Source organism: Aneurinibacillus aneurinilyticus ATCC 12856 (assembly GCF_000466385.1).
GTDB classification, from domain to species: Bacteria; Bacillota; Bacilli; order Aneurinibacillales; family Aneurinibacillaceae; genus Aneurinibacillus; species Aneurinibacillus aneurinilyticus.
On the sequence record NZ_KE952871.1, the window covers coordinates 22,919 to 45,129 of the forward strand.

The following is a 22,211-nucleotide window of genomic DNA, read 5'->3' on the forward strand; positions in this document are numbered from 1 at the left end:
CACCCTCTACCTTAATTCCGTTAATGTGTGCTTAAGGTCAATATTTTGTTTCCCGACTCTATCGATCAGTTTGGTAACATGAACTCCTTCCGCTACAAAAAAACACCCAGATTTTCTTCTATTCCCTTCCACCATCAATCTAGCAACATTTGCTGCAATAATACCGGACAACGTATTCCAATCGTTTTGATACAGGAAAGTTGAAACCAATTGCAATTTCTTACCATTTTTGTTTCCGGTTGCGATTAGATGAAGCATGGTAAAATCATTCGTTTCCTTTTTCTTTTCACCGAATTGTTCTGTCAACATCTTGGCAGACGCTCTTTTCTGTTCTTCGGTTTTATATTGTTCCAAAGCCTTGATCATCACAAATTGGTTTAGTATAGAATTATTTTGGTATGTGTTGTAAAAGTATGCGGATTTGATTTTCTTTCTTTTTGCCATTTGCGTAAATTCTTCGTTTAAAACCGGATACGTGTCGCGTTTACCCGCTGGAACAGGCAGTGAATAATTCCGGTGAAATGGCCCATCTATTTTTTTGGCCTCACCATGCTTGCAATAGGTCATTCCTAAGCCGGTGTCTTCTTCAATGCTGCACACAATGTCGTAGGCCGCATTCAATGAAAATCCGCCTTGGCCTGCAAAAAATAATTCGAGCAAATCAATATTGTCAAAATAGGTTTCGGCGACGTAAGCGGGGAATATTTCGGATAAACCAGGATATACCCCCGCAGAGATTATAAACAGCAGCTCTTTCTCTTCTATTTCCTGCTTTCTCTTCATCAACTGCTTATAGAGATGCTCATCGCCTGAAACATCTACGTAATGAACACTCTGTTCAATACATGCAGATGCAACCCTATCTAACATTTGTTTTGAAGGACCCGCACAATTTACGACAATATCGCATTTGCCGCAAAAGTGATAAAGCAGCTCCCTGTTGTAAATATCCACTTGTAAATAATCCGCTCTTGATTCTATCATTGGGAAAAGTTTGCAAAGTTTCTCCTGATTCCGCCCTCCAAGCAGAAGGTGGTGATTCGTAAAAGAAAGAATCGTTTGAACCGCTGCTCTGCCTACATATCCCGTGGCTCCCAGAATGCCGATCGTTTTCTTATCCAATGCTCTCCCCCCTCTTAACCTGCTTACCCCTAATAGCCTCCAAAGAGAAAACAAGGCTGACCAATCTCAAATGCTTGTTCGTTCTCCTTGAAGACGATGGGGCTTCTGTTCTCACATTTCTTTATGACTCCAATGTGCCCTTGGCAAACAACCTAGCCAAACATGAATTTTATATTGTTCCTTCTTCATAATTCGCTGCTAATTGCTCTGTTTCTGGATCACCCGCCTCGATAAACTGAGCAAGCAGATGAATCGTAGAAGACTCAAGCAGATTTTGCAAAGATAAATCTATCTGGTATCGCTCTCTTAGAAGATTGATGCATTGAATCGCACGTAGCGAATCCCCCCCTAATGCAAAAAAACTGTCGTGAATTCCCACATTGTTACAATCAAGTATCTCTTCCCAAACACTTGCTATTTTCATTTGCGTTTCGGTAAAAGGTGCAACGTGCGTCTTTTTAGGCAGGTTCTCCCTTTCCTTACCAAGCTCCGCAAGTGCTTTGCGGTCTACCTTCCCATTAGCTGAAAGAGGCAGCTTATCCAGCAACACATACGTGGTCGGTACCATGTAATCAGGTAGCTTTCGCCGCATGGCATCGGACAAAATCTCCGGCTTGAATACCCTGACTGTTTCAGGCGCCTGCGCCACGATTACATGCCGGCCGAATCTATCTGCGGCTTGACCGCTTTCCGGAAACGCCACCACGTTTGAAAATCCCTGTTTATTTAACACTTCACGCCATTTTTCTGCCGTAATTAAGGGAAGATGATTCAGTTTCCTCTCATCCTCAAGATGGCTGAATCCATCCTCGAAAAACCCGACTGTAGTTAGCATGAGGCGATTGTTACGCGTTGCTTCGATTAAGAGCAGAAACCCTCCGGGTGCCAGCATTGTTTTTAAGTATCCCAGTGTCGTTTCTATATTACGAGTACGGTGCAGGGTATTATCTGCAACAATCACATCAAAATAGTGGGGCTCATACCCTTGCTGAAGCGGCGTTGTGTTCATATCAAATAAACCGTATTCAAGGGAAGCCATCTCTCCAAATATCTTTCTTGCCCTGTCTGCAAAAAATGAAGACTCATCAGCGTAAAGGTACCGGCCTCGATCCATGGGCAGAATAGACACAAGGGCTTCTGTCAGGCTTCCCGCCCTTGTTCCGATTTCCAGCACCTGTATCTCCTTATCTGACGGATGACTATTCACAATGGTACTGAACACCTCACGGGCAAGATTAACGTAATACTCACGAGCAAGGTCAAACTGGCTCAATCCCTCAGGTGTCAAAAAGGAATCTTCCGTAAGAAAAAGCTCAAGTGGATCAATTTCACCTTTAAGCAAACTAATATACGATGAATGATCGCGCCAGAAAAAGGCAGCAAGCGCCAATGCCTTTTTTGATAAGCGCGGAGATACTAATAGCTCGCCATCCTGGGTGAAATCAGGCAGTTCTTCATACAAAGAATGGTGATTCAGATACATACCGGCTTCATTTTTTTCCAGCAATCCCTCCTCTATAAGTACATTCAACCAATGAAGAATCAAGGTCCTGTAGCGGGGATGTATCTGAAAGCGACACATCAGCTCATCAATGGAATACTGCTCCCCTTCGTACAAGAAAATCCCCATGTTATACAAAGTGCGGCAAATGTATACAAAACTTAAACGTTCTGCATCATCCATAAATACCCGGATCGCCTCAACATCTACGAAATCTGGAATTCGCAATGCCTGAAGCTGGCCGGTGCTGCTAATGGCCTGCCAACGTGATGCGCAGATGGCAGGATCTACGTGCTCAGTTTCAAATAGTTCTGAGCCTTTCTGATGATCAAGAACCACATATCCAACCAAGCGCTTCTCTCCGTATGATTCATCTGATACGGTAACTACAGCATCCTTTACCCCGTCATGACGCTTCAGCGTTGTTTCGATCTCGCCTAATTCAATACGATGGCCCCTAATTTTCACCTGAAAGTCTTCACGTCCCAGAAACTCTATATTCCCATCCGGTAAATAACGTCCTAAATCGCCTGTACGATAGAGCCGTTCACCTGTACGGGGATGATGAATAAACTTATCTCTGGTCTTACTCTCATCTTTCCAGTAGCCTTTGGCAAGACCAATCCCACCAATATAAAGCTGACCCGGCACCCAAACGGGACAATCTCCCATAAATTCATTGAGCACATAGTAGCGCTGATTGACCATGGGACGACCATAAGGAATGCTTTTCCAATTCGGATTAACTTCTTGAATCGGATACAAGTTAGACCAAATCGATGCCTCTGTAGCCCCTCCCAGACCGATCACTTGGACACCACGAAAATGGGCCTTAATCTTGTCCGGCAGATCCAAAGGTATCCAGTCACCGCTTAGCAATACCAAACGAAGGGATTGTGGCATTACTACGTCCCGGTCAGAAGCATACTCTAGCAGCATCTGCATCAATGCCGGAACCGTGTTCCACACCGTGACTTGCTCTTGCTGCATCAATTCAATCCAGTGAGAAGGATCTCTGGCTTTATCCGCTTCAGGCATGATAATCGTTCCACCCGCTGCAAGGATGCCGAAAATGTCATACACCGAAAGATCAAAATTCAGGTTGGAAAGGGCTAGTATCCGATCTTTTGGCCCTACGGAAAAACGCTTGTTCACATCCTGAATGGTGTTGACAGCGCCCCGGTGGTCAATCATAACCCCCTTAGGTAAACCTGTCGATCCAGAAGTATAAATAACGTAGGCCAAATCTTCCGGTTGTCCTGCAAATGGTAGCGGACGCATTGCCTTGTCTCTTAATGTCATCCGATCAACAAACAATCGCTCGACATTCCCAGGCCAGTTCAATCTCCCATCCAGCCAGGACTGGGTAAGAACAATACGTACATGTCCGTCACGCAGAAGCTGCCAACGCCTCTCCTCAGGATGAGCCGGATCTATAGGTAGATAGGCGGCTCCGGACTCCAGAATCCCAAGCGATGCCACAGCCTGCTCCCAGCCTTTCTCCATTACTACTGCAACCAGTGTATTCGACTGCACCCCCTTTTCTCGCAAGCAACCTGCTACATTAGCAGAAAGAAAGGACAGCTCCCCATAGGTCAATGTACGATCAGGAGAAACGATTGCCGAATGTTCCGATTGCCGGGCAGCCTGTTTACCGAATAAACGGGTGAGCGTTTCCGAAGATACAGGCGCATCCGTATGGTTGGCTTCAATTCTTGTTTCAAGCCAAGGAACGGAAACAAGGTTCGGTACTGTTTCCCGCCATGCCGCTTCTTCATCGGCCAGACGCTGCAAAAGATGGCAATAGGCTTCAAACATGTCAGCAAGAAGTCCCTCCGGGAAAAGCCCTTCTACCGCATCCCAAATTAACAGTAGTTCCCCATCTTGTTCTACGACTTGATGATCAAGCCACACTTGCGGTGTTTGTGTTATGTTGTAGACGAGTTTTCCCAGCCACTTTTCGTCGGAATCCTCTCCACTCCACTGGTCGACCCCCAAAGCGCTTGTAAACACGACCGGCATCGCTACACCATGGTGTTCCCCGTTTTGTTTGGCTAATTCGCGCTGTACCTGTATCCCCCCAACATAAGGGTGATCTAAATCCTGCCAAAGTTGTTGCTGCAAATTCCGGCCCCGTTCAAGAAATGTCTTTCCTGATGAATGATCCACAGCCAGCAAAGTCAACGAAGTAAAATCACCTATAATATCATGAACTTGAGGATGCAATGGCAGCCGATTAAATTGTGTGAGATTAATCGTAAACCTAGGGCGCTTGCTCCAAACACCGAGAACTTCGGCATACGCTGTCAGCAGTATTCCAGAAGGGGTCAGGCCCATCTCCGCCGCTCGCTTCTTGAGCTGTTGCCATGTTTGGCAACTAAGCCTTGCATCCAAGCGACTAAAGCGTTGCTCGAAAATAGCTTCTGGATTTTGAGCCAGAGGCAATTCTGGAGCTGGTGGCAAATCAGGCAGACGGTTAACCCAATATTCCTTGTCACGCCGGTATACATCGGATTCTTTGAGTCGTTCCAGGGCCAAGACATAATCTCGGAATGATAATTCAAGGGAAGACAGAGAAATATCCGGATTATGATAGAGCCTGGTCCATTCACTGAGAAGATGAAACATACTCCATCCGTCAAAAAGCAAGTTATCAAAGCTAATATGAAGGCGAACATATTGTTCTCCAAAGCGGGATGCCCGAACATCAAACAACGGCCACTCGTCAGTAGAAAGAACCTGGTGGGACATTTCTTCACGAATTTTTTTCAGCTCAGCCTCAACGCTTTCAGGATCTTTCCCCCGTAAGTCCTTGATTTTGATTTGGTAGGAGGGGACCTGATCCAAAATTCTCTGGTGCTGACCATCAGGCATAATTACAGTCCTCATCATTTCGTGATGATCAATCAGACGCTGCCAGGCTCTATTAATCCGCTCAAGGTTCAAATCCGTACCTTCAATCTCAAAATAGCAATGGGTGGCTACATTGCCTAACGAATAAACTCCGCTTCGGCCAACCCAGTAGGCCTGTTGAATATCGGTCAGTGGAAAAGAAAGGTGGCGCTGCTCGGGAACTGGAACGATTTGAGGCAAGCAGACGGCAGAATCGGTAGTTTCCACTTTCTTTTCCATAAGCATCTGAACATGTTCAGCCAATTCAGCGATAGTTGGCCTTTCAAATATACTCCCCAACGATAGCTCCACCCCAAGGTTTTTGCGTACCATAACACTTAGCTTGGTGGCGAGTAACGAATCTCCTCCCAGCTCGAAATAGTTGTCGGTAATCCCTACCTGATCCATTCCAAAACTCTGGCACCAGATAGCCGCAAGAGATGATTCAAGCGGCGTCCGCGGAGCTGTAAAGACTTTTTTTGACTTAGCCTTTATTAGATTGTCAGGAGTCGGCAACGCTTGTCGATCAACCTTACCGTTAGAAGTAAGCGGCAGTTCGTTCAAAGGTATAAAGGCAGAAGGAAGCATGTAAGCAGGCAGCTTCCGGTTCAAAAAAACGGAAAGTTCTTCCGGCTTGAAGCGCTTTATATGATAAGGCGCCTGAGCTACTATGACATGCTGGCCAAATATGCTTGTCGGATCGCCGTGCTCGGGGAAGGATGCAACTTCAGCGAATTTTTGTGACTGCAAAACGTTCTGCCATGTTTCCGTCGAAAGAAGTGGAAGGTGTTCTGCACATCTTTTGTCTTCAAAACGGGTAAAGCCTTCTTCGAGAAATCCTGTGCTTATTTGTTGCAAACGGCTATTGCGGGTCATCTCCAGCAGAATCAGCAGGCCTCCGGGAGCCAAAAGGGATTGTGTATGCGCCAGAGCGGTTTCAATATTCCGCGCACGGTGCAAGGAATCGGATGCAATAATGACGTCATAACAATGAGTATCATATCCCTGGGCTTGCGGATTTTGGTCTATATCCAACAGTTGATATTGAACAAACGAATAATTCTTGAATTTGTTTTTAGCCGCATTCGTAAAGAAGGTAGAATTATCTGTGTAAGTATAAATGGCCCTGTCAGGCGTTAGTAAGGATAACAAAGACTCAGTTAAATCCCCGCTCCTTGAGCCGACTTCCAATATGCGTATCGGTCCAGACCTGGGGAACCCGTGAGCGATTGTTTCCATAATTCTTCTTGCAATGCTGTTTCTGTAATCCACTCCGGGGAGAGTCTGCATAAGATCAGTCGGAGACAGAGAAAGGTCATCTGAAAAGAAAAACTCCAGCGGTTCAATATCACCAGTTAGCAGATTCATGTTGACATTGTCGAGCTGCTGTAAGTAGCGTAAAAGGCCCTGAGTATATTGTTCCCATGCAGGATATGCCCTGCTTTCTTTTAACATTTCGAATAGCTCTGTCGGTAAAATACTGATGTTAACGAAGGTATCTATTTCTTCTTTTCTTAATAATCCTTCACCTTCCAGGATTCCAAGCCACTGTTTAATCAGCTCACGATAACGATGTTGAATTCCGCAACGATGCATCAGAGTCTCAAGGGTGTACCTCTCCCCCGGCGGAAGGATAGCACCTGCTTTTTTCAAAGTACGGCAAATATAACAAACACTTAAGCGTTCTATATATTCCCAAAACACAGAAAAATCCTCGAAGTTAATCCCTTGAGGCATAGCCTGCCGTACCTGCTTGCGGCCCGTACTCACCAAACCGGCCCAGAAATCTTTTGCCCTTTCCAGGTCAATATTTTCGCTGTCAAACAAAGATAATTCACTTTCCCTCACAGGAACCACATAGCCTACAAGATGCTTATTTCCCCGGGGATCGCCCACCACTGAAACCACAGCATCACGTACACCTGGATGTTGCCTCAATGCCGTTTCAATCTCGCCCAACTCAATACGGTGACCCCTGATCTTGACCTGGAAATCCTCACGACCCAGAAATTCAATATTGCCATCCGGCCAATATCGCCCCAGATCGCCAGTTCGATACCAAAGGGAACCATTCCAACTTACAAAACGATCTGCGGTAAGCTCTGGATCTCCCCGATACCCTCGCGCGACACCGGCCCCGCCAATCCACAATTCTCCGGCTACCCAGTCGGGGCAATCCCTCCCCTTTCTATCCACAACCCGATAGACCTGGTTGGCTAGCGGGCGACCATATGGAATGGATTTCCATTGCACAGGCAGTGGCAAAGCAACATCAAAAAAGTTCGACCAGATAGAAGCCTCTGTGGCTCCCCCCATTGCAACCAGATGACTATGCTCGGCTACACGTTTCAACCGCGATGGTAAATCCAGGCCAATCCAGTCGCCGGAAAGCATCGTTAGGCGAAGCGGCAACATATTGTGCCGCCCGCTTTCCGCAACTGTCAGCAACATATCGAGCAATACAGGCACTGAATTCCATAGCGTAACCTCATGCTTATTTAGCAGCTTTAACCAATGTACTGCATCACGGCGTGTGTCTTCCGTCATCAGCACAAGTGAGCCTCCCGCACTTAGCAGCCCGAATATGTCATAGACGGAAAGATCAAAATCAAGGGATGAAACTGCTAAAATGCGGTCGGCTGAGCCGACCTTATAGCGTCGATTGATATCTGAAATAGTATTCCATGCCCCAGAATGGCTGATTTCAACCCCTTTTGGTTCTCCTGTGGAACCTGAAGTAAATATGATGTAGGCCAAGTGCTCCGCAGATATTTCAACAGGTTCGGCTAAGGGGGCTATATTCGCTGCATCGGCAATATGAAGTACGACGGTGTTGGCAGGCCAGTCCAAGGTTTGGGCTCGTTCATAATCGGTAAGAACATAACGGATGTCCGCTTTTTTGTGAATACGCTCCCGACGGGCAGTTGGCTGCTCAATGCCGATCGGAACATAGCAAGCCCCGATTGCCAATATGCCAAGCACTGCGGCTATTTGTTCTATTCCTCGCGGCAGGGTGATGGCAACAGGATCGCCCTCCTTTACCCCTTCTTCCTTGAGGAATGCCGCTACCCGCAATGCGTAGCTGGATAGTTCGCCATACGAAAAATACGTATTCGAATAACTGTCTATAAGTGCCGTTGCTTGCGGATTCGCAGCGGCAACAGCAAAAAAGGATGTATGTAAACATTGGGCTGGCTGTGAAGGCGACCATTCAGCAGCCATGTCCCTGCTTTTCTGTTTCGAAGCGAGAAGAATATTCGGCGAAGATTGCCAGTCATTGTTATCCGCCACCAGCCAATTCATAAGCTGGATATATGCGGTAAACATTTGATCAATCATACCATCGGGAAACAACTGATCAATGGCATCCCATGCCAGCAAGAGGCCGTCATCCATTTCATATGTCTGAAAATCAAGCCATACCTGAGGCGTTTGCGAGATCATGTAAGACAGCTTACCCAAGGTATTACGGCATTCATCATTGATAAGTAGGGTACCTAGATTGCATGCAAAAACGACAGGCGCGAAATCTCGTTCTCCCTGGCGGACACGCGCCAGATCACGTTGAAGCTGCACTCCGGAATACGCCGCATGAGCTACATCCTGATGAAATTGTGCCTGAACGCTGCGTACCCGTTCTAAAAAGGATTGCTGGGAACTGCAGTCAACAGCCAACAAAAGCAAGTTTGTAAAATCGGCTACAACGTCTTCAATGCCGGCTTTTCCGGTTTGACGATCAAATAATGGCATATTAATGAGGAATTGCGAATTAGTGCTCCATCGATCTAGGACTTCCGCATAAGCGGTTAATAGCACCATCGCTGGTGTGACTCGATAAGCTGCGGCCCGTTTTTGCAAAAGAATCCAATCCGCTCTTTTTATGAAATAATTTCTTCTATTAAAAATCGGTGTTTTTATCGTTTCCGGTTTTTCCTTTAATGGTAATCCCGGGGCCGCAGGCATTGTTGACAGACGTTCACTCCAATATTGAGCGGCCCGTTTTTTGTCTGAAATCCGACGTCGTGCTTCTTGCTCTACATATTCGGCAAAGCTCCAGTTGAGCGGCGCTGCAGGCCGGCAACCACGGGCATAAGCTGCAGCCAAATCTCGTAAAATAATATGCAAACTTTGCACATCAGCTACAAGCAAGTCAATATCAAAATGAAGTCGAGTACGTCCTCCTGGCAATAGGCTCAATTCAAGACCAGCTACCTCTCCCGCCTCTACAGCCAAACGACGATGCGATAACCGATTACGTATACGATCCAGTTCTAGTGTGAGCTCATCCTCCATATAAAGACGCAAATCATGTACGGGTACTGCTTTTGTGAAAGGGAAATCCAGCACTTCTTGTTGCCCATCAGCCAGAAAACTCGCCCGAAGCATAGAATGGTGCATCAATAATTGCTCCCATGCCGCCCTTAGGCGCTCAGGCTCAACGTCCTTTCCATCTATCTCCAAATAGGCATGACACCCGACTCCGCCAAGAGGCTGATCGTCCCGGCGTCCAATCCAATATGCATATTGGACATCTGTAAGTGGAAAGGGGCCCTGTACATTCTCATACCTTTCAATCCCTTTTGTACACTCATCGGCCCCTGAATTTGCTGTGTTGTCCTTGTTCAATAAAGGCCACCATTCACTCAGGCGAGGCGCGGTAATTAACTCAGCGAACGTAACGGTGGAGCCATCCCGTCGCCACTTGTTGACCAGCCTCATCATTTGTAATGAGTCCAAGCCAAGCTCGATCAAATTCTGATCATCATCAAACTCTACAGGCGAAGGCAGCACGGCCTTAATCTGCGCCCGCACCTCCTCATAACTTAATGAGGATATATAGGTTGAAGATTGAGTACCATTTAGCGTACGTTTCATCACAACAACTCCTTTCCCTGATAGTGACCCTATATTTGCCTCTCGTATTCCGTTTCACGGCTGGAGATGACCAACTGCCTGGAGAAGCTACTCAACTTTTCGCACGTTTCTTCCAGCTCCCTGGATGGTACGGACATCTCAACTACACCTGCTCCAGCATGAAGCCATGCGCTCTTATCTTTCTGAAAAATGGTCCGTAACACAAGGGCGGCGTCCATAGTACCGTCGCTGTCAAAAGTTATGACACATCCGCTGTAGAGATTTCTGGGATGGGATTCAAATTTTCCTATGGCATCAATGGACTCTTTTTTTGGAATACCTGAAGCTGTTACAGCAGGGAAAAGGGCATTAAATGCATGCCATGAGTTGTAGCCAGGTTTAAGTTTCCCTTTCAATCTTGAAGCAATATGTTGAACAGTTCCTCTATTTACAACTGACATGAAATCGCTCATAGCAATAGTTTCAGAATCACACACGCTTATCAGCTCTTCAAACGCCAGTTTCACGGAAACCGCATGCTCAGCAATTTCCTTTGGATCATTCAACAGCTCATCCCTGAGCTTGTTCCCCTCTTCCTCACTGCAGCCGCTTGCGCGTGTTCCTGCAAGCGGAAAAGTGCTTACCCATCCCTGGCTGTCGACTTCGACAACCGTTTCAGGACTGAAGCCGGCCGCGCTCAAGCCGTCGAGACTGAGAAGAAATGATCTTGCCGGAGAGTTGACCTTTCTTCCTGCAATATAACTGGCAACCATATCAAGCTCTTGATGAAGCGGGATTTTTCTGGATAAAATCACTTTATGATATTTGCGCCCCCGAATTTCCTTCACAGCATCCGCCACGCTCTTCATATACGTTTTAGAATCATAAGTATTTACCTCTGGGACCTCCAGCTTTTTCTTGTCCACCCTTTTCGCAAGACTATTTTCAGCGCCCTCGTTATGACCAATATCCAATATATTCCTTACTAGTTTGCTAAACTCTTTGAATCGCTCCCCTCCCAAGACTCTCAAAAGGATAGAGCCTTTCGTAAATCGCACTTCAACTTCAGGAATGAATAGTTTCAGCAGGCAATTATCTTCAGATAGAAGCGGTAGTTTATGATTATAACGGGACAATCCGAAATTAGCTGTTCCATAGGCACGCCAGTTTTTGAGCATAATTGACGAAAAGGCTCTATCAATGTTTTCACTTAATATGCTATTTTCAAACTGAAGCGTCCTACTGTCTATTTTTAGTGTTGTATATTCAGCATCAACGGATAAAAAGGCATGAACCCCCATCCCCAAAGACAACTCTTCCCCGTTTTCGTAAAGAAGGTAGTTTTCAAAAAGGCCTAGTTCTACTATTTGTGATGCCGCAAAATGAGCATCCCCCCCAAAATTGATAGTTTCTTCAAGGTAGGATGTCTGGTAATCCTCTTCTTTGCGATCAAGTTCTACCGCCATCTCTTTCAGTTTTGTTTTATTGACTTTGCCAACGCTAGTAAGCGGCCAGAAATCTATGAATTTGATTTGATCCGGCATTTTATAGCGTGCAACCCCCATATCATTAAAAAATTTATGAATATCCGAAAGGCTGATTTCCCTATTATCAGTTATCAAATATGCGCAGCTTTTCTCTCCAAGGGTTTTATCAGGAAGGGTGATCAAGGCAGCGTCTTTTATATCCGGATGTGAACGTAGATAAGATTCTACCTCAGAAGGCATGATCTTTTCGCCTGCCCGATTGATTTGCTCTTTGATGCGCCCCCCAAGTTGGATATTGCCATCCGGTGTGATTCTCGCCCTGTCCCCTGAACGATAAAACCCATCAAAAGTAAAATCCTTGCGATTTTGTTCGGGCGCTTTGTAGTAACCGCTTATTGTATAGGGACCTCGCACAAGCAGTTCTCCATATTCTCCTTCCGCGACATCGTTCCCATCCGCATCAACAATTCTTATTTCATCAGCATCCGAAAGCGGACGTCCCTGGCAGCTATAAATAATCGGATCAGGATCGCTAATCGAAGTGCAGCAAATGAGGCCCTCCGCCATACCAAAAACCTGTTGAAGTCTACATTTCATTTCCCGTATGATACGTTTTGCAAGATTTTCATCCAGCATAGAACCGCCCACCTGAAGAACTTCAAGACTTGAAATGTCACTTGTGGTATCCCACTCCAGCACCTCAAGCCATAAAGTCACAACGGAAGGAACAAGAGCGGTTATGGTCACTCTCTCTTTTTCAATAAGTGGAAAAGCTTCATCGCAGCTTGTGGTTTTGCACATAACGACCTTGCCACCGACTGATAAAGTTCCAAGGATTCCAGGGCAGCAGAGCGGAAAATTGTGGGCAACTGGAAGAACGGCAAGATAGACACTTTGTGAGTTCAGTTTGCAGCGTGTTGCAGATGCTTTTGCATTGTATGCATAATCGGCGTGTGTTCTTGGAATTAGCTTGGGAGTACCGGTCGTTCCGCCGGATAAGAGCAAAAGAGCGGTATCTTTGTATGAAGGCGATTCCAAATCCACTGGGGGCATGCTGATATCAGCAAGATTGATGCCGCTTTCGGTTTTACCATCTGTAATGACGAATTTTACAGAAGAATGTTTTTTAACTAATTGATCCGCCATTTTTTTGTAGTCAAAACCTAGAAATGCAGCAGGAATAATATATGCAACCGGATTAGCAAGGCTAAAAATTCCGTCCAGTTCGGCCTCTCTATGAGCGGGTAATGCAAGAACCGGTAAAGCTCCAATACGAAACAGGGCAAAGCAAGTGAGCACGAAGGATATGCTGTTCGGAAGCTGTACAACTACATTGTCGCCTTTCTTGATTCCCATATTGACAAAGCCAGAAGCAAGCTTATCGACCTTGTGGTCAAGTTCCATGTATGTGAGTCTGACATCATCTTCAACAAACGCAACCCTGTTCTGGTATTTTTCAGCCCATATTCTTAATTGTTGCCCAAGGGTTAACGGTTCCCAATAGCCAAGTTGCTCGTATTTTGTTACAGCATGTTCAAGCCACTCCGTGTTTGCTTTCATTCTATCCTCCTCCTAAATAAATACGAATGAAATCATCATATAGCTAAAGCCGGATCTTGTTGTTTAATTCCAATTTTTTAGCTCATCGCACTGATGCGCATAAACACATATTAATGATAATGATAATCATTGTCAACATATTTCAGAAGATACATTACCAATATTTTGGTAAACGCAAAAATGTGCCGATTTATCAAATCAGATGTATATACATCCGCTTATGGAGGTGAAAAAAGAGAAAAAGGATGGCTCATTATTCATAGTGATAGTTTTAATTGCTGGGAAATGATTTGTGAGACGGAGCGCAAAAGAAGCTCCCTTCGCGTTTGTAGAAAAAAATGATCCCCCTCCATCATTTCAATCATAAAATCACAGCTTGTATGATGTATCCATGCTTCAATCTCTTCCCGGTTTGCTTCTATATCCTCTGTACCGCAAAATGCTACAATCGGGCAATCAAGCGGCATATCCTCCAAATAAACATACGTTTCGTCAACAGTAAAATCCGCACGTAAAATCGGAATGAAAAATTCCATGAGTTCTCTGCTTTGCAAAATTGCCTCAGGTGTGCCTGAAAAGCGACGCAATTCCTTTGCAAACTCATCATCCGGCAGATGATGAAGAGGTTTTGGTTCCGGTATATGGGGAGCACGGCTTCCTGAAACGATTAAGCAGCAAGGCTGAGGCTTCCGTTTTCTTCGAAGACTTCGTGCAAGTTCAAAGGCAATTCGTGCTCCCATGCTGTGTCCAAAAAAAATAAAGGGGCGCTGCAAATATGGAATGATCGCTTCGGAAATTGCATCCACCAGCTTTCCCATTTCACATAAAGGCGGTTCCGTTATCCGGTTTTCCCTGCCTGGAAGCTGTATTGGGTATACGCCTACATCATCGGAAAAAGCCTTCATCCATTCCCTGTAAACAAAAGCGCCTCCGCCCGCGTAGGGCAAGCAAAAAAGGCGAATTTTATCTTTAGCTTCGGGACAGGTTAGTAGCCATGGCGTAACTATTTTTGGGGTTCCCATTATAAATTCCTCCGTTCCTACATAAGTCATGCTATTTCATCGAGTCTACTTTGGAAAAGCCTATTGAACAACAACTATGTTGCCTTATCGTTTCCGCTGTATTTTGCTCCTCTTTGCTCCTAAACTTCCAGCAGGTGACTTTTCACTGTCCTTTTTCGCTTATTCCTTCATAAGAAATATAATAATGATAATGATAATCATTTACAAATAATGCTATAGGTTGTTTTTTAAAAATTTTGGTAAATATAAATGTTATTTCTTTGATTATCTCTTCCAAGGTCTGTAATAATGATTTTTTCGAATCTCCTACTTCAAACCACTTAAATTTTTGTTACTACGTTAAGTAAATTCCATATAGTAGGCAATCGTATTTGTTGAAATACAAGCTGCTGAGCAGGCGAAGAGCCCCCTTCATCCTTGTAGCCCCTCGCCATTCTGTGTTTTTAGGTTGTTAAATATGCTTTTATGAGAATAAAATGTAAAATTATGGATCACAAGTAAGAAAAACGAAGAAAAATTGAGATAAATAAAGAAATAGCGGTACTGTTTACCAAAATATAGGCAATTTCATCTTTAGTAAACTTTGACAATGATTATGATTATCATTATCATTTTTGTATTCATATACGCATCAGCGAATAACGAGAGGCTATATAGCAAACAAGGAGGTATTATCATGCAAACACAAATAGCAACCATCCAAAACAAATGGAAAATGCGAGATTTTATTACACTTGCCATTTTCAATGTAGTAATGCTCATTATTATGACGATTTGTCCGATTTTTACAATTGTTTCTTATCTGGTTGTAGGGGGAGCTGCTGCGCTATTCAATGGACCTATTTATATGGTTATGTCCAATAAAATCGACAAACGCGGGGTTTTGTTTTTTACGTGCATCATTACAGGTTTGTATTTTGTAGCTTTTGGCTATGCCTATTACCTGCTTACACTGGCTGTAATCGGGATTATTTGCGAGCTTGTCTTATGGGGAGGCGATTCCTATAAGAGTCCTGTCCGCAATGCCATCGGCTACGCTATTTTTTATGTGGGCTGGTCACTTTGCGGCGTTGTACCGCTTATCTTCTTCCGGGAACAGTATTTGGCTATTTTAAAGAAAGGCTATTCGCCAGAGCAGCTTGAAACAATGCTTTATTATTTTGATACCCCAAGCATGATTCTTCTCATGTGCGCCATCTCCGCGGTCGGTGGGTTAGCTGGTTGCTTTATCGGGAACTTACTAATGAAAAAACATGTAAAAAAGGCAAAGCTCGTATGAACAGACTTGGTCCCAAAACACATTTGTTTGTGCTGATTTTGGCAAGCATCCTTTCCACGCTTGTGAGCAATCAATTACAAGCACATTTGATGGTGCTTGCAAGCGCATTGTATATGCTAGGTAACAAACTGTCCAAAAAGTCGCTTTCTTTTGTGCTGTTGTACATAGCTCTAATGGCGATTCTATCCATTTTACCGAATGGCGCAGGAACAGCGACCATCATTCTTTATACGTTTGCCAGAATGATTCCAATGATTATGATTGGGATGGTGTTGATGCATTCGACTCCTAGCAGCATCATGTGTGCTTTTGAGAGAGTTTACGTGCCAAAACCTGTTCTGATTATGATCTGCATCCTAATCCGTTTCTTTCCCGTCGTCCTGCTTGAAATGAAAGCCATTCGGGATGGCATCCGGGCCAGGGGCATTTTCCCGCAATGGTACAGCGCCCTGCTGCATCCAGCCATGTCCTATGAATGCTTTTTTATGCCGCTGATCGTCCGGTGCCTGAAACTGTCGGCAGAACTATCCTCGTCTGCCGAACTGCGAGGAATTGAGTGCGGCTGTGCCAGAACCTCCATCCATCCTATAGAATTCAGGGCTGCAGACGGCATGGCGATAGGACTATACGCACTGATCGGAGCAGCCATTTATTGGACGGGAGGCCTGAACCTATGATTGAGTTAAACAATGTTACCTTCCGTTATGGTCATGAAGACGGAGATATCGAGAATGAAAGCGGTGTGGAAAATATCAGTTTATCTGTGAAAGCCGGGCAATGCGTCGTACTATGCGGTCGTTCAGGCTGCGGCAAAAGCACGATCATGCGCCTTGTCAACGGACTTGCACCCAGCTTTTATGTCGGAAACCTCACCGGTCAGGTAAACATAGGCGGAAGAAGTCCCTCCAGCCTTTGTCCGGAGGAGCGTACGAGGCTGATGGGAGTCGTGTTTCAGGACCCGCGCAGCCAATTTTTTATGGATAACGTCCGGGACGAGCTTGCGTTTTCAGCCGAAAACCTCGGTATTTCGCCGGATAAGATTATGAACCGGATTGAAAAGCAGTCGAAAGAGCTTGGCATTTCGCATTTGCTCAACCGCTCGTTGCATATGCTGTCCAGTGGGCAGAAGCAGCGGGTGGCCATTGCCGCCGTATCCGTTCTTTCACCACCGCTACTCATACTAGATGAGCCTACTGCCAATCTGGATCATCGTTCCACACAAAGCCTAATTGATATCCTCGGCAGGTTCAAGCAAAACGGTACTACCCTCTTTATCAGCGAACATCGGCTGCGCCCTCTATTACCTATTGCCGATCTCTTTGTATGTATGGAAAAGGGTAAAATCGTCCGCACCTGGACAAAAGAGGAATTTTCCCGGCTTGCCTATGAAGACGTTCGTCCGTATGGTCTGCGCCATCCGGATATGGTAAAAAGCCAATCAATGAGCAAATCAGCAGAAATACCTTCCATAAAACCTGTGCTGGAAGGTCAAGGGCTTACTTATCATTACAAAAGGAACGGCGACGGGATTAAAAATTTGGACATCACATTTCCTAAGGGAAGCGTTACTGCATTGACGGGAGAAAACGGAACAGGCAAGACCACGCTGTGCAAAATTCTTTGTGGTCTTCTCCGCCAGCACAAGGGAACAATCTTTAACCAGGGAATTCGCATGTCTGCAAGCCAGAGACGCGCCTCCAGCTATCTAGTCATGCAGGATGCAGATTACCAGCTCTACGCCGACAGTGTGGGGAATGAAATTGTTTTGGGCAGGCGTCTGCATGATGCACTTCGCTTACGAGCCTATGAAGCGATGGCTGCGTTCGATCTGGAAAAGTTGCGGGAACGACACCCGGCGTCCCTATCCGGCGGTGAAAAGCAGCGGGTTACCATGGCTGCGGCTTACTGCTCAGACGCGGAATTGATTATACTCGATGAGCCAACCAGCGGACTTGACGGCGACGGCGTCCTTAACGTTGCTGCATGGGTGAAAAAGCTTGCACAGGCGGGAAAAACCGTTGTCATGATTACGCATGATGATATCCTTTCCAAACTTGCATGTGATCAAGTTATCGAGCTGAAAAATCAGCAGAAGGGAGTGAGCACCGTTGAAACATAAAAGAAAAAAAGGAATCCCAAGGCTGTTGGAGCTTGCAGGTGAAAAGAAGTCGCTTATGGTGTGGTCGGGGATTTTGTCTACCGTAAGCGTATTTTTAATGCTGGTTCCATATATCTCCGTATACTATGTAATGGTCGAGCTTTTGACTCATGCTTCGGATATTTCAGCCGTGGATGCTGCGTATGTTTTGCGGTGGGCCATTTGGGGTGTTGTGGGAATAGTGTTAGGGTATTTTTTTATGTATGTCGGGGGGATGTGCTCGCATATTGCCGCATTTCGTATTCTGTATGGTATTAGGGTAAAACTATCGGATCACATAGGAGCACTCCCTCTTGGCTATTTCAATAAAAATGCCACGGGAAAAATAAAAAAAATCGTCGAGCAGGATGTGGAGAAAATTGAGCTTTTTATCGCCCATCAGCTACCCGATCTGATTAACACAGCCGTCATGATCGTGGCAATCATTATAATCATGTTTTCATTGAATATCTGGTTTGCCCTGGCATGCGTCATTCCTATGCTGATCGGATTTGCCTCCCAATACTCCATGATGGCCGGCAAAAAAGCAAAAGAGGGGCTAAGGGAGTATTTTAACGCACTCGAAAACATTAATACCTCATCCATCCAGTATGTGCGAGGCATGCCCTCCATCAAAATCTTCGGGCAAACAGTTCACTCGTTTCGAAAGTTCCATAACGACATGCTTCATTACCGTAATTTCAGTGTCAAGTATACGGACAATTTTCAAAACGGTTATGTATCCTTTAAGGTCATCATTTTATCGCTGGCAACCTTTTTCCTGCCTGTCGGACTGTTTTTTATCAGCAACGATCCTGATAATGTGGCCTTTGCTGCAACACTGCTGTTTTTTCTTGTTTTAACACCAGGCATTTCCACACCAATTTTCAAACTTAACAGCTTTGCCTCCACCCTTAATGTCATTGTCGAAGGGGTCAACCGCATCGACGAAATATTCGAGGAACCGACCATAAAAGAGACTGAATCTCGGCAAATCCCCTCTTCTTATGACATCGGGTTCCATGATGTTTTCTTTTCTTACGGTGGCGGGAGTGGCGCAGAGGTATTAAAAGGAATCAGCTTTACTGCACCTCAGGGGAAAATCACCGCGCTGGTTGGTCCCTCCGGCTCTGGAAAATCTACCGTTGCCCAGCTCATCCCCCGGTTTTGGGATGTGCATAACGGAAGCATCGCTATTGGCGGTGTGGATACTCGCGACATGAGAATGCACGATTTGATGGATACCCTCTCCTTTGTATTTCAGGATACCTTCCTGTTTTCAGACACACTCTACAACAATATTCTGGCAGGCAGGCCGACTGCAACGAAAGAGGAAGTACACGCAGCGGCAAGAGCAGCCCAATGCCATGAGTTTATTGAGCGTTTGCCCGAGGGCTACGATACGCTCATCGGCGAGGGCGGGGTATATCTTTCCGGTGGTGAGGAACAGCGGGTGTCCGTAGCAAGAGCCATATTGAAAAATGCACCCATTCTTATACTGGATGAAGCCACAGCTTATGCTGATCCAGAAAACGAATATCAAATGCAGCTTGCGTTACGGGAACTTATCAGGGACAAAACGGTGCTCATCATCGCTCATCGTTTGACAACCATCTGTGAGGCGGATCAGATCGTTGTATTAAAGGATGGGCAAATCGACGATATAGGCACCCATAACGAGCTTCTTTCTCACGGCGGTTTGTATAAAAACATGTGGGACGCCTACACATCTTCTACAGACTGGAAAATCGATATTTTACAGGAGAAGGAGGAATTCGCGTGATAATGGAGCAACTGCGCAACATCACTGCAGGCGACCCCAAAAAAATGTTGAAGCCTATTCTTTGGGCGGTTTTAGCCAATTTGGCCAACATATTTCCGTTCGGATGTATGGCCGCGGCGGTGAGCATGATTTACGCATACTACGCAAAAGAACAGCCTTCTTTGAATACACAAGGTTTGTGGCTGGCGTGGGGAGGCATGGTATTATTCCTTGTCCTTGTGTTTCTATGCGAACGGATGTCTTACCGTGCCACTTACCGGGGTGCGTACGAGTCCTCTGCTGAAGGACGAACACATCTAGCCGAGCATATGCGCAAACTCCCTCTTGGCTTCCTCATGAAAAAGGACCCTGGAGAACTGGGCCACATGATGATGAATGATTTTACCCATTTAGAAAATGCCATGACAAACCTTTTACCACAACTCGTAAGTGGTACTATTATACCCATCCTGGCTTTTATTGGTCTGCTTTTTATGGACTGGCGAATGGCTGTAGCCATGCTTGCAGGATTTCCTATATCCATGCTGTTGCTATGGGGAGTTTCTGGCTTGGAACACAAACTCGGCAAAAGTCATTCTAAAGCAAAAATCGTTCAGGCAAATTGTTTGCAGGAATACCTCCTTGGCATGAAGGTCATCAAAGCCTACAACCTGCGAGGTGAAAATTTCAAAAGATTGGAGCAGGCCTTTTATCGTTATATGAAAGAAAGCATCAAACTGGAAGGCGTACTCGGTCCTTTCTTTTTAGTCGCAATTGCCCTTACACAAACAGGCTTATCTTTGATGACAATCGTGGGTGTTTATCTCATATTAGGTGGTGAAATCACGGTTCCTTTATTTGCCATGTTTTTGCTAGTAGGCACTCGTATTTTTGATCCACTATCAGTTGCCATTATGCGCCTGCCTGCGTTTAAATATGACGCCATGGCAGGTGAACGCATTGTAAGCCTGCTGAATCAGCCTGTCATGACAGGGGAGAAAGAACCGCCGGAGAATCACAATATCCGACTTGAAAATGTGACCTTCAGTTACGACAAAAACATCGTGCTGCACAATGTTTCCGTGGAAATGAAAGAAGGGACGCTTACCGCAATTGTTGGCCCTTCAGGAAGCGGAAAAAGCACGCTGCTGCGCCTGATTGCACGATTTTACGACCCACAGGAAGGGAAAGTGCTGTTTGGCGGCAGGGATGAGCGTGAAATGGATCCGGAAAAACTAATGAAAAAAATTTCCATGGTGTTTCAGGATGTTTACTTATTCCAAGACACCATACGTAATAATATTCGCTATGGACGGGAGGACGCTACCCAAGAGGAAATTGAGGCGGCTGCCAAAAAAGCTTGCTGTCATGATTTCATCATGAAATTGCCACAGGGTTATGACACCATGGTTGGCGAAGGTGGATCCACCCTTTCTGGCGGGGAACGCCAGCGCATCTCCATTGCCCGGGCCATGCTCAAAAACGCTCCAGTGATTTTGCTGGACGAAGCCACCTCCTCCCTTGACCCGGAAAATGAGGTTGAAATGCAGAAGGCTATCAGCGACCTGATTAAGGGGCGCACCGTGATCATGATCGCCCATCGGCTGAAAACCGTTGTAAAGGCAGACAACATCATCGTGCTGGACAAAGGCAAAATCATAGAGCTGGGTCGGCATGAGGAGCTAATCAAAAGCGGCGGACTTTACGTCAAGCTTTGGAATTTGCAGACTAAAACAAACGGTTGGAAGCTCTCTGTATAATCAAGGATTGACGTACCTCGATATTCCGCACATGATTTATCTCAAAAGGGCCATTCATCAACAGAAGTTGATAAAGGCCCTCTTCCACCAATGCTATCCTTTAATTGAAAACATTGATAATCAAGTTATTCATTATTAGCAACTTGTGTTGAAATTTGCCAGGTTACACCAAACTTGTCTGTTACTTGTCCATATGATGGACTCCAAAAAGTCTCTTGAAGCGGCATAATAATTTGACCACCTTCTTGCAGTTTTCCAAATACTTCTCTTGATTTTTCTACATCGCTTATAGTGATAGCTACCGTCACTTGTGAGCCAATTTGATATGGTTGACCTGGGAATGTATCAGAAAGCATTAAGTCTGTATTACCAACTTTCAAATGTGCATTTAATACACGGTTTTTTGCTTCAACAGGAATGGGGTAATCTGGATTTTCAGGCATTTCTCCAAAAGTTTGCAGTCCAAGAATTTTTGCATCCAATGCATTTTCATAAAATTTAACAGCTTCTTGTCCATTACCATCTAAAACTAAATAAGGGTAAATTCCTAAAATCATCAAGACACCTCTTTTTTAATATTTCGTTTATTAAATACATCCAACTCCACACAAGAACTCGTGTTCGTATTTATATTACCATCAATCACATATGTATGCAACGATATTAAAATTACACCTGTTGATTGTTCAAAGAGGAAAAGGCCACCACAACGGGACACAAAGCCTTTCGTCTCCCTTCCTGAGCGCATGCCCCGGCCAGGCGAAAAAGGATAACAACTGTCTCCCTCTTCGCATCTACTCGGATGTTTTGCCGGTCCGGCCCTGGCGCCACAAAG

General features: G+C 45.3%; 10 protein-coding genes. 5 read left to right on the top strand and 5 right to left on the bottom strand.

The features are described 5' to 3' along the window. Window positions 1–6: 6 nt before the first annotated feature. The 4 genes from HMPREF0083_RS20325 to HMPREF0083_RS20340 all read right to left on the bottom strand — a co-directional run bounded on the left by HMPREF0083_RS20325 (window position 7) and on the right by HMPREF0083_RS20340 (window position 14,438). On the bottom strand, window positions 7–1,122 hold the full coding sequence (locus HMPREF0083_RS20325) for a saccharopine dehydrogenase family protein (RefSeq protein WP_021623620.1): 1,116 nt from the start codon (window positions 1,120–1,122) through the stop codon (window positions 7–9). A gap of 169 nt (window positions 1,123–1,291) precedes the next feature. Further along, on the bottom strand, window positions 1,292–10,390 hold the full coding sequence (locus HMPREF0083_RS20330) for a non-ribosomal peptide synthetase (RefSeq protein WP_021623621.1): 9,099 nt from the start codon (window positions 10,388–10,390) through the stop codon (window positions 1,292–1,294). Between the two features lie 29 nt (window positions 10,391–10,419). Then, window positions 10,420–13,416, bottom strand: a complete 2,997-nt coding sequence (locus HMPREF0083_RS20335) for a salicylate synthase (RefSeq protein WP_021623622.1) — start codon at window positions 13,414–13,416, stop codon at window positions 10,420–10,422. 257 nt (window positions 13,417–13,673) lie between these two features. Then, entirely contained in the window at window positions 13,674–14,438 is a 765-nt protein-coding gene (locus HMPREF0083_RS20340) for a thioesterase II family protein (protein WP_040304127.1), read from the bottom strand. Between the two features lie 676 nt (window positions 14,439–15,114). Between HMPREF0083_RS20340 and HMPREF0083_RS20345 the strand changes: the two genes are divergently transcribed. The 5 genes from HMPREF0083_RS20345 to HMPREF0083_RS20365 are packed head-to-tail and all read left to right on the top strand — an operon-like array spanning window position 15,115 to window position 21,376. Next, window positions 15,115–15,717: an MptD family putative ECF transporter S component gene (locus HMPREF0083_RS20345; protein WP_040304129.1), complete on the top strand. Its 603-nt coding sequence runs from the start codon at window positions 15,115–15,117 to the stop codon at window positions 15,715–15,717. Then, window positions 15,714–16,394 carry an energy-coupling factor transporter transmembrane component T family protein gene (locus HMPREF0083_RS20350; protein ID WP_021623626.1) on the top strand — a complete coding sequence of 227 codons (681 nt, stop codon included), beginning with the start codon at window positions 15,714–15,716 and terminating at the stop codon, window positions 16,392–16,394. Before HMPREF0083_RS20345 ends, HMPREF0083_RS20350 begins: the two co-directional genes overlap by 4 nt. Then, window positions 16,391–17,836, top strand: a complete 1,446-nt coding sequence (locus tag HMPREF0083_RS20355) for an ABC transporter ATP-binding protein (RefSeq protein ID WP_021623627.1) — start codon at window positions 16,391–16,393, stop codon at window positions 17,834–17,836. Before HMPREF0083_RS20350 ends, HMPREF0083_RS20355 begins: the two co-directional genes overlap by 4 nt. Then, window positions 17,826–19,637: an ABC transporter ATP-binding protein gene (locus tag HMPREF0083_RS20360; RefSeq protein WP_021623628.1), complete on the top strand. Its 1,812-nt coding sequence runs from the start codon at window positions 17,826–17,828 to the stop codon at window positions 19,635–19,637. Before HMPREF0083_RS20355 ends, HMPREF0083_RS20360 begins: the two co-directional genes overlap by 11 nt. Window positions 19,638–19,639: 2 nt before the next feature. Further along, the gene (locus tag HMPREF0083_RS20365; RefSeq protein ID WP_021623629.1) at window positions 19,640–21,376 is read left to right on the top strand and encodes an ABC transporter ATP-binding protein; all 1,737 of its coding nucleotides are present in this window, start codon (window positions 19,640–19,642) and stop codon (window positions 21,374–21,376) included. A gap of 125 nt (window positions 21,377–21,501) precedes the next feature. On the opposite strand, the gene HMPREF0083_RS20370 is transcribed toward HMPREF0083_RS20365, so the two are convergent. Further along, window positions 21,502–21,933, bottom strand: a complete 432-nt coding sequence (locus HMPREF0083_RS20370; protein WP_021623630.1) for a VOC family protein — start codon at window positions 21,931–21,933, stop codon at window positions 21,502–21,504. Between the last annotated feature and the right edge of the window lie 278 nt (window positions 21,934–22,211).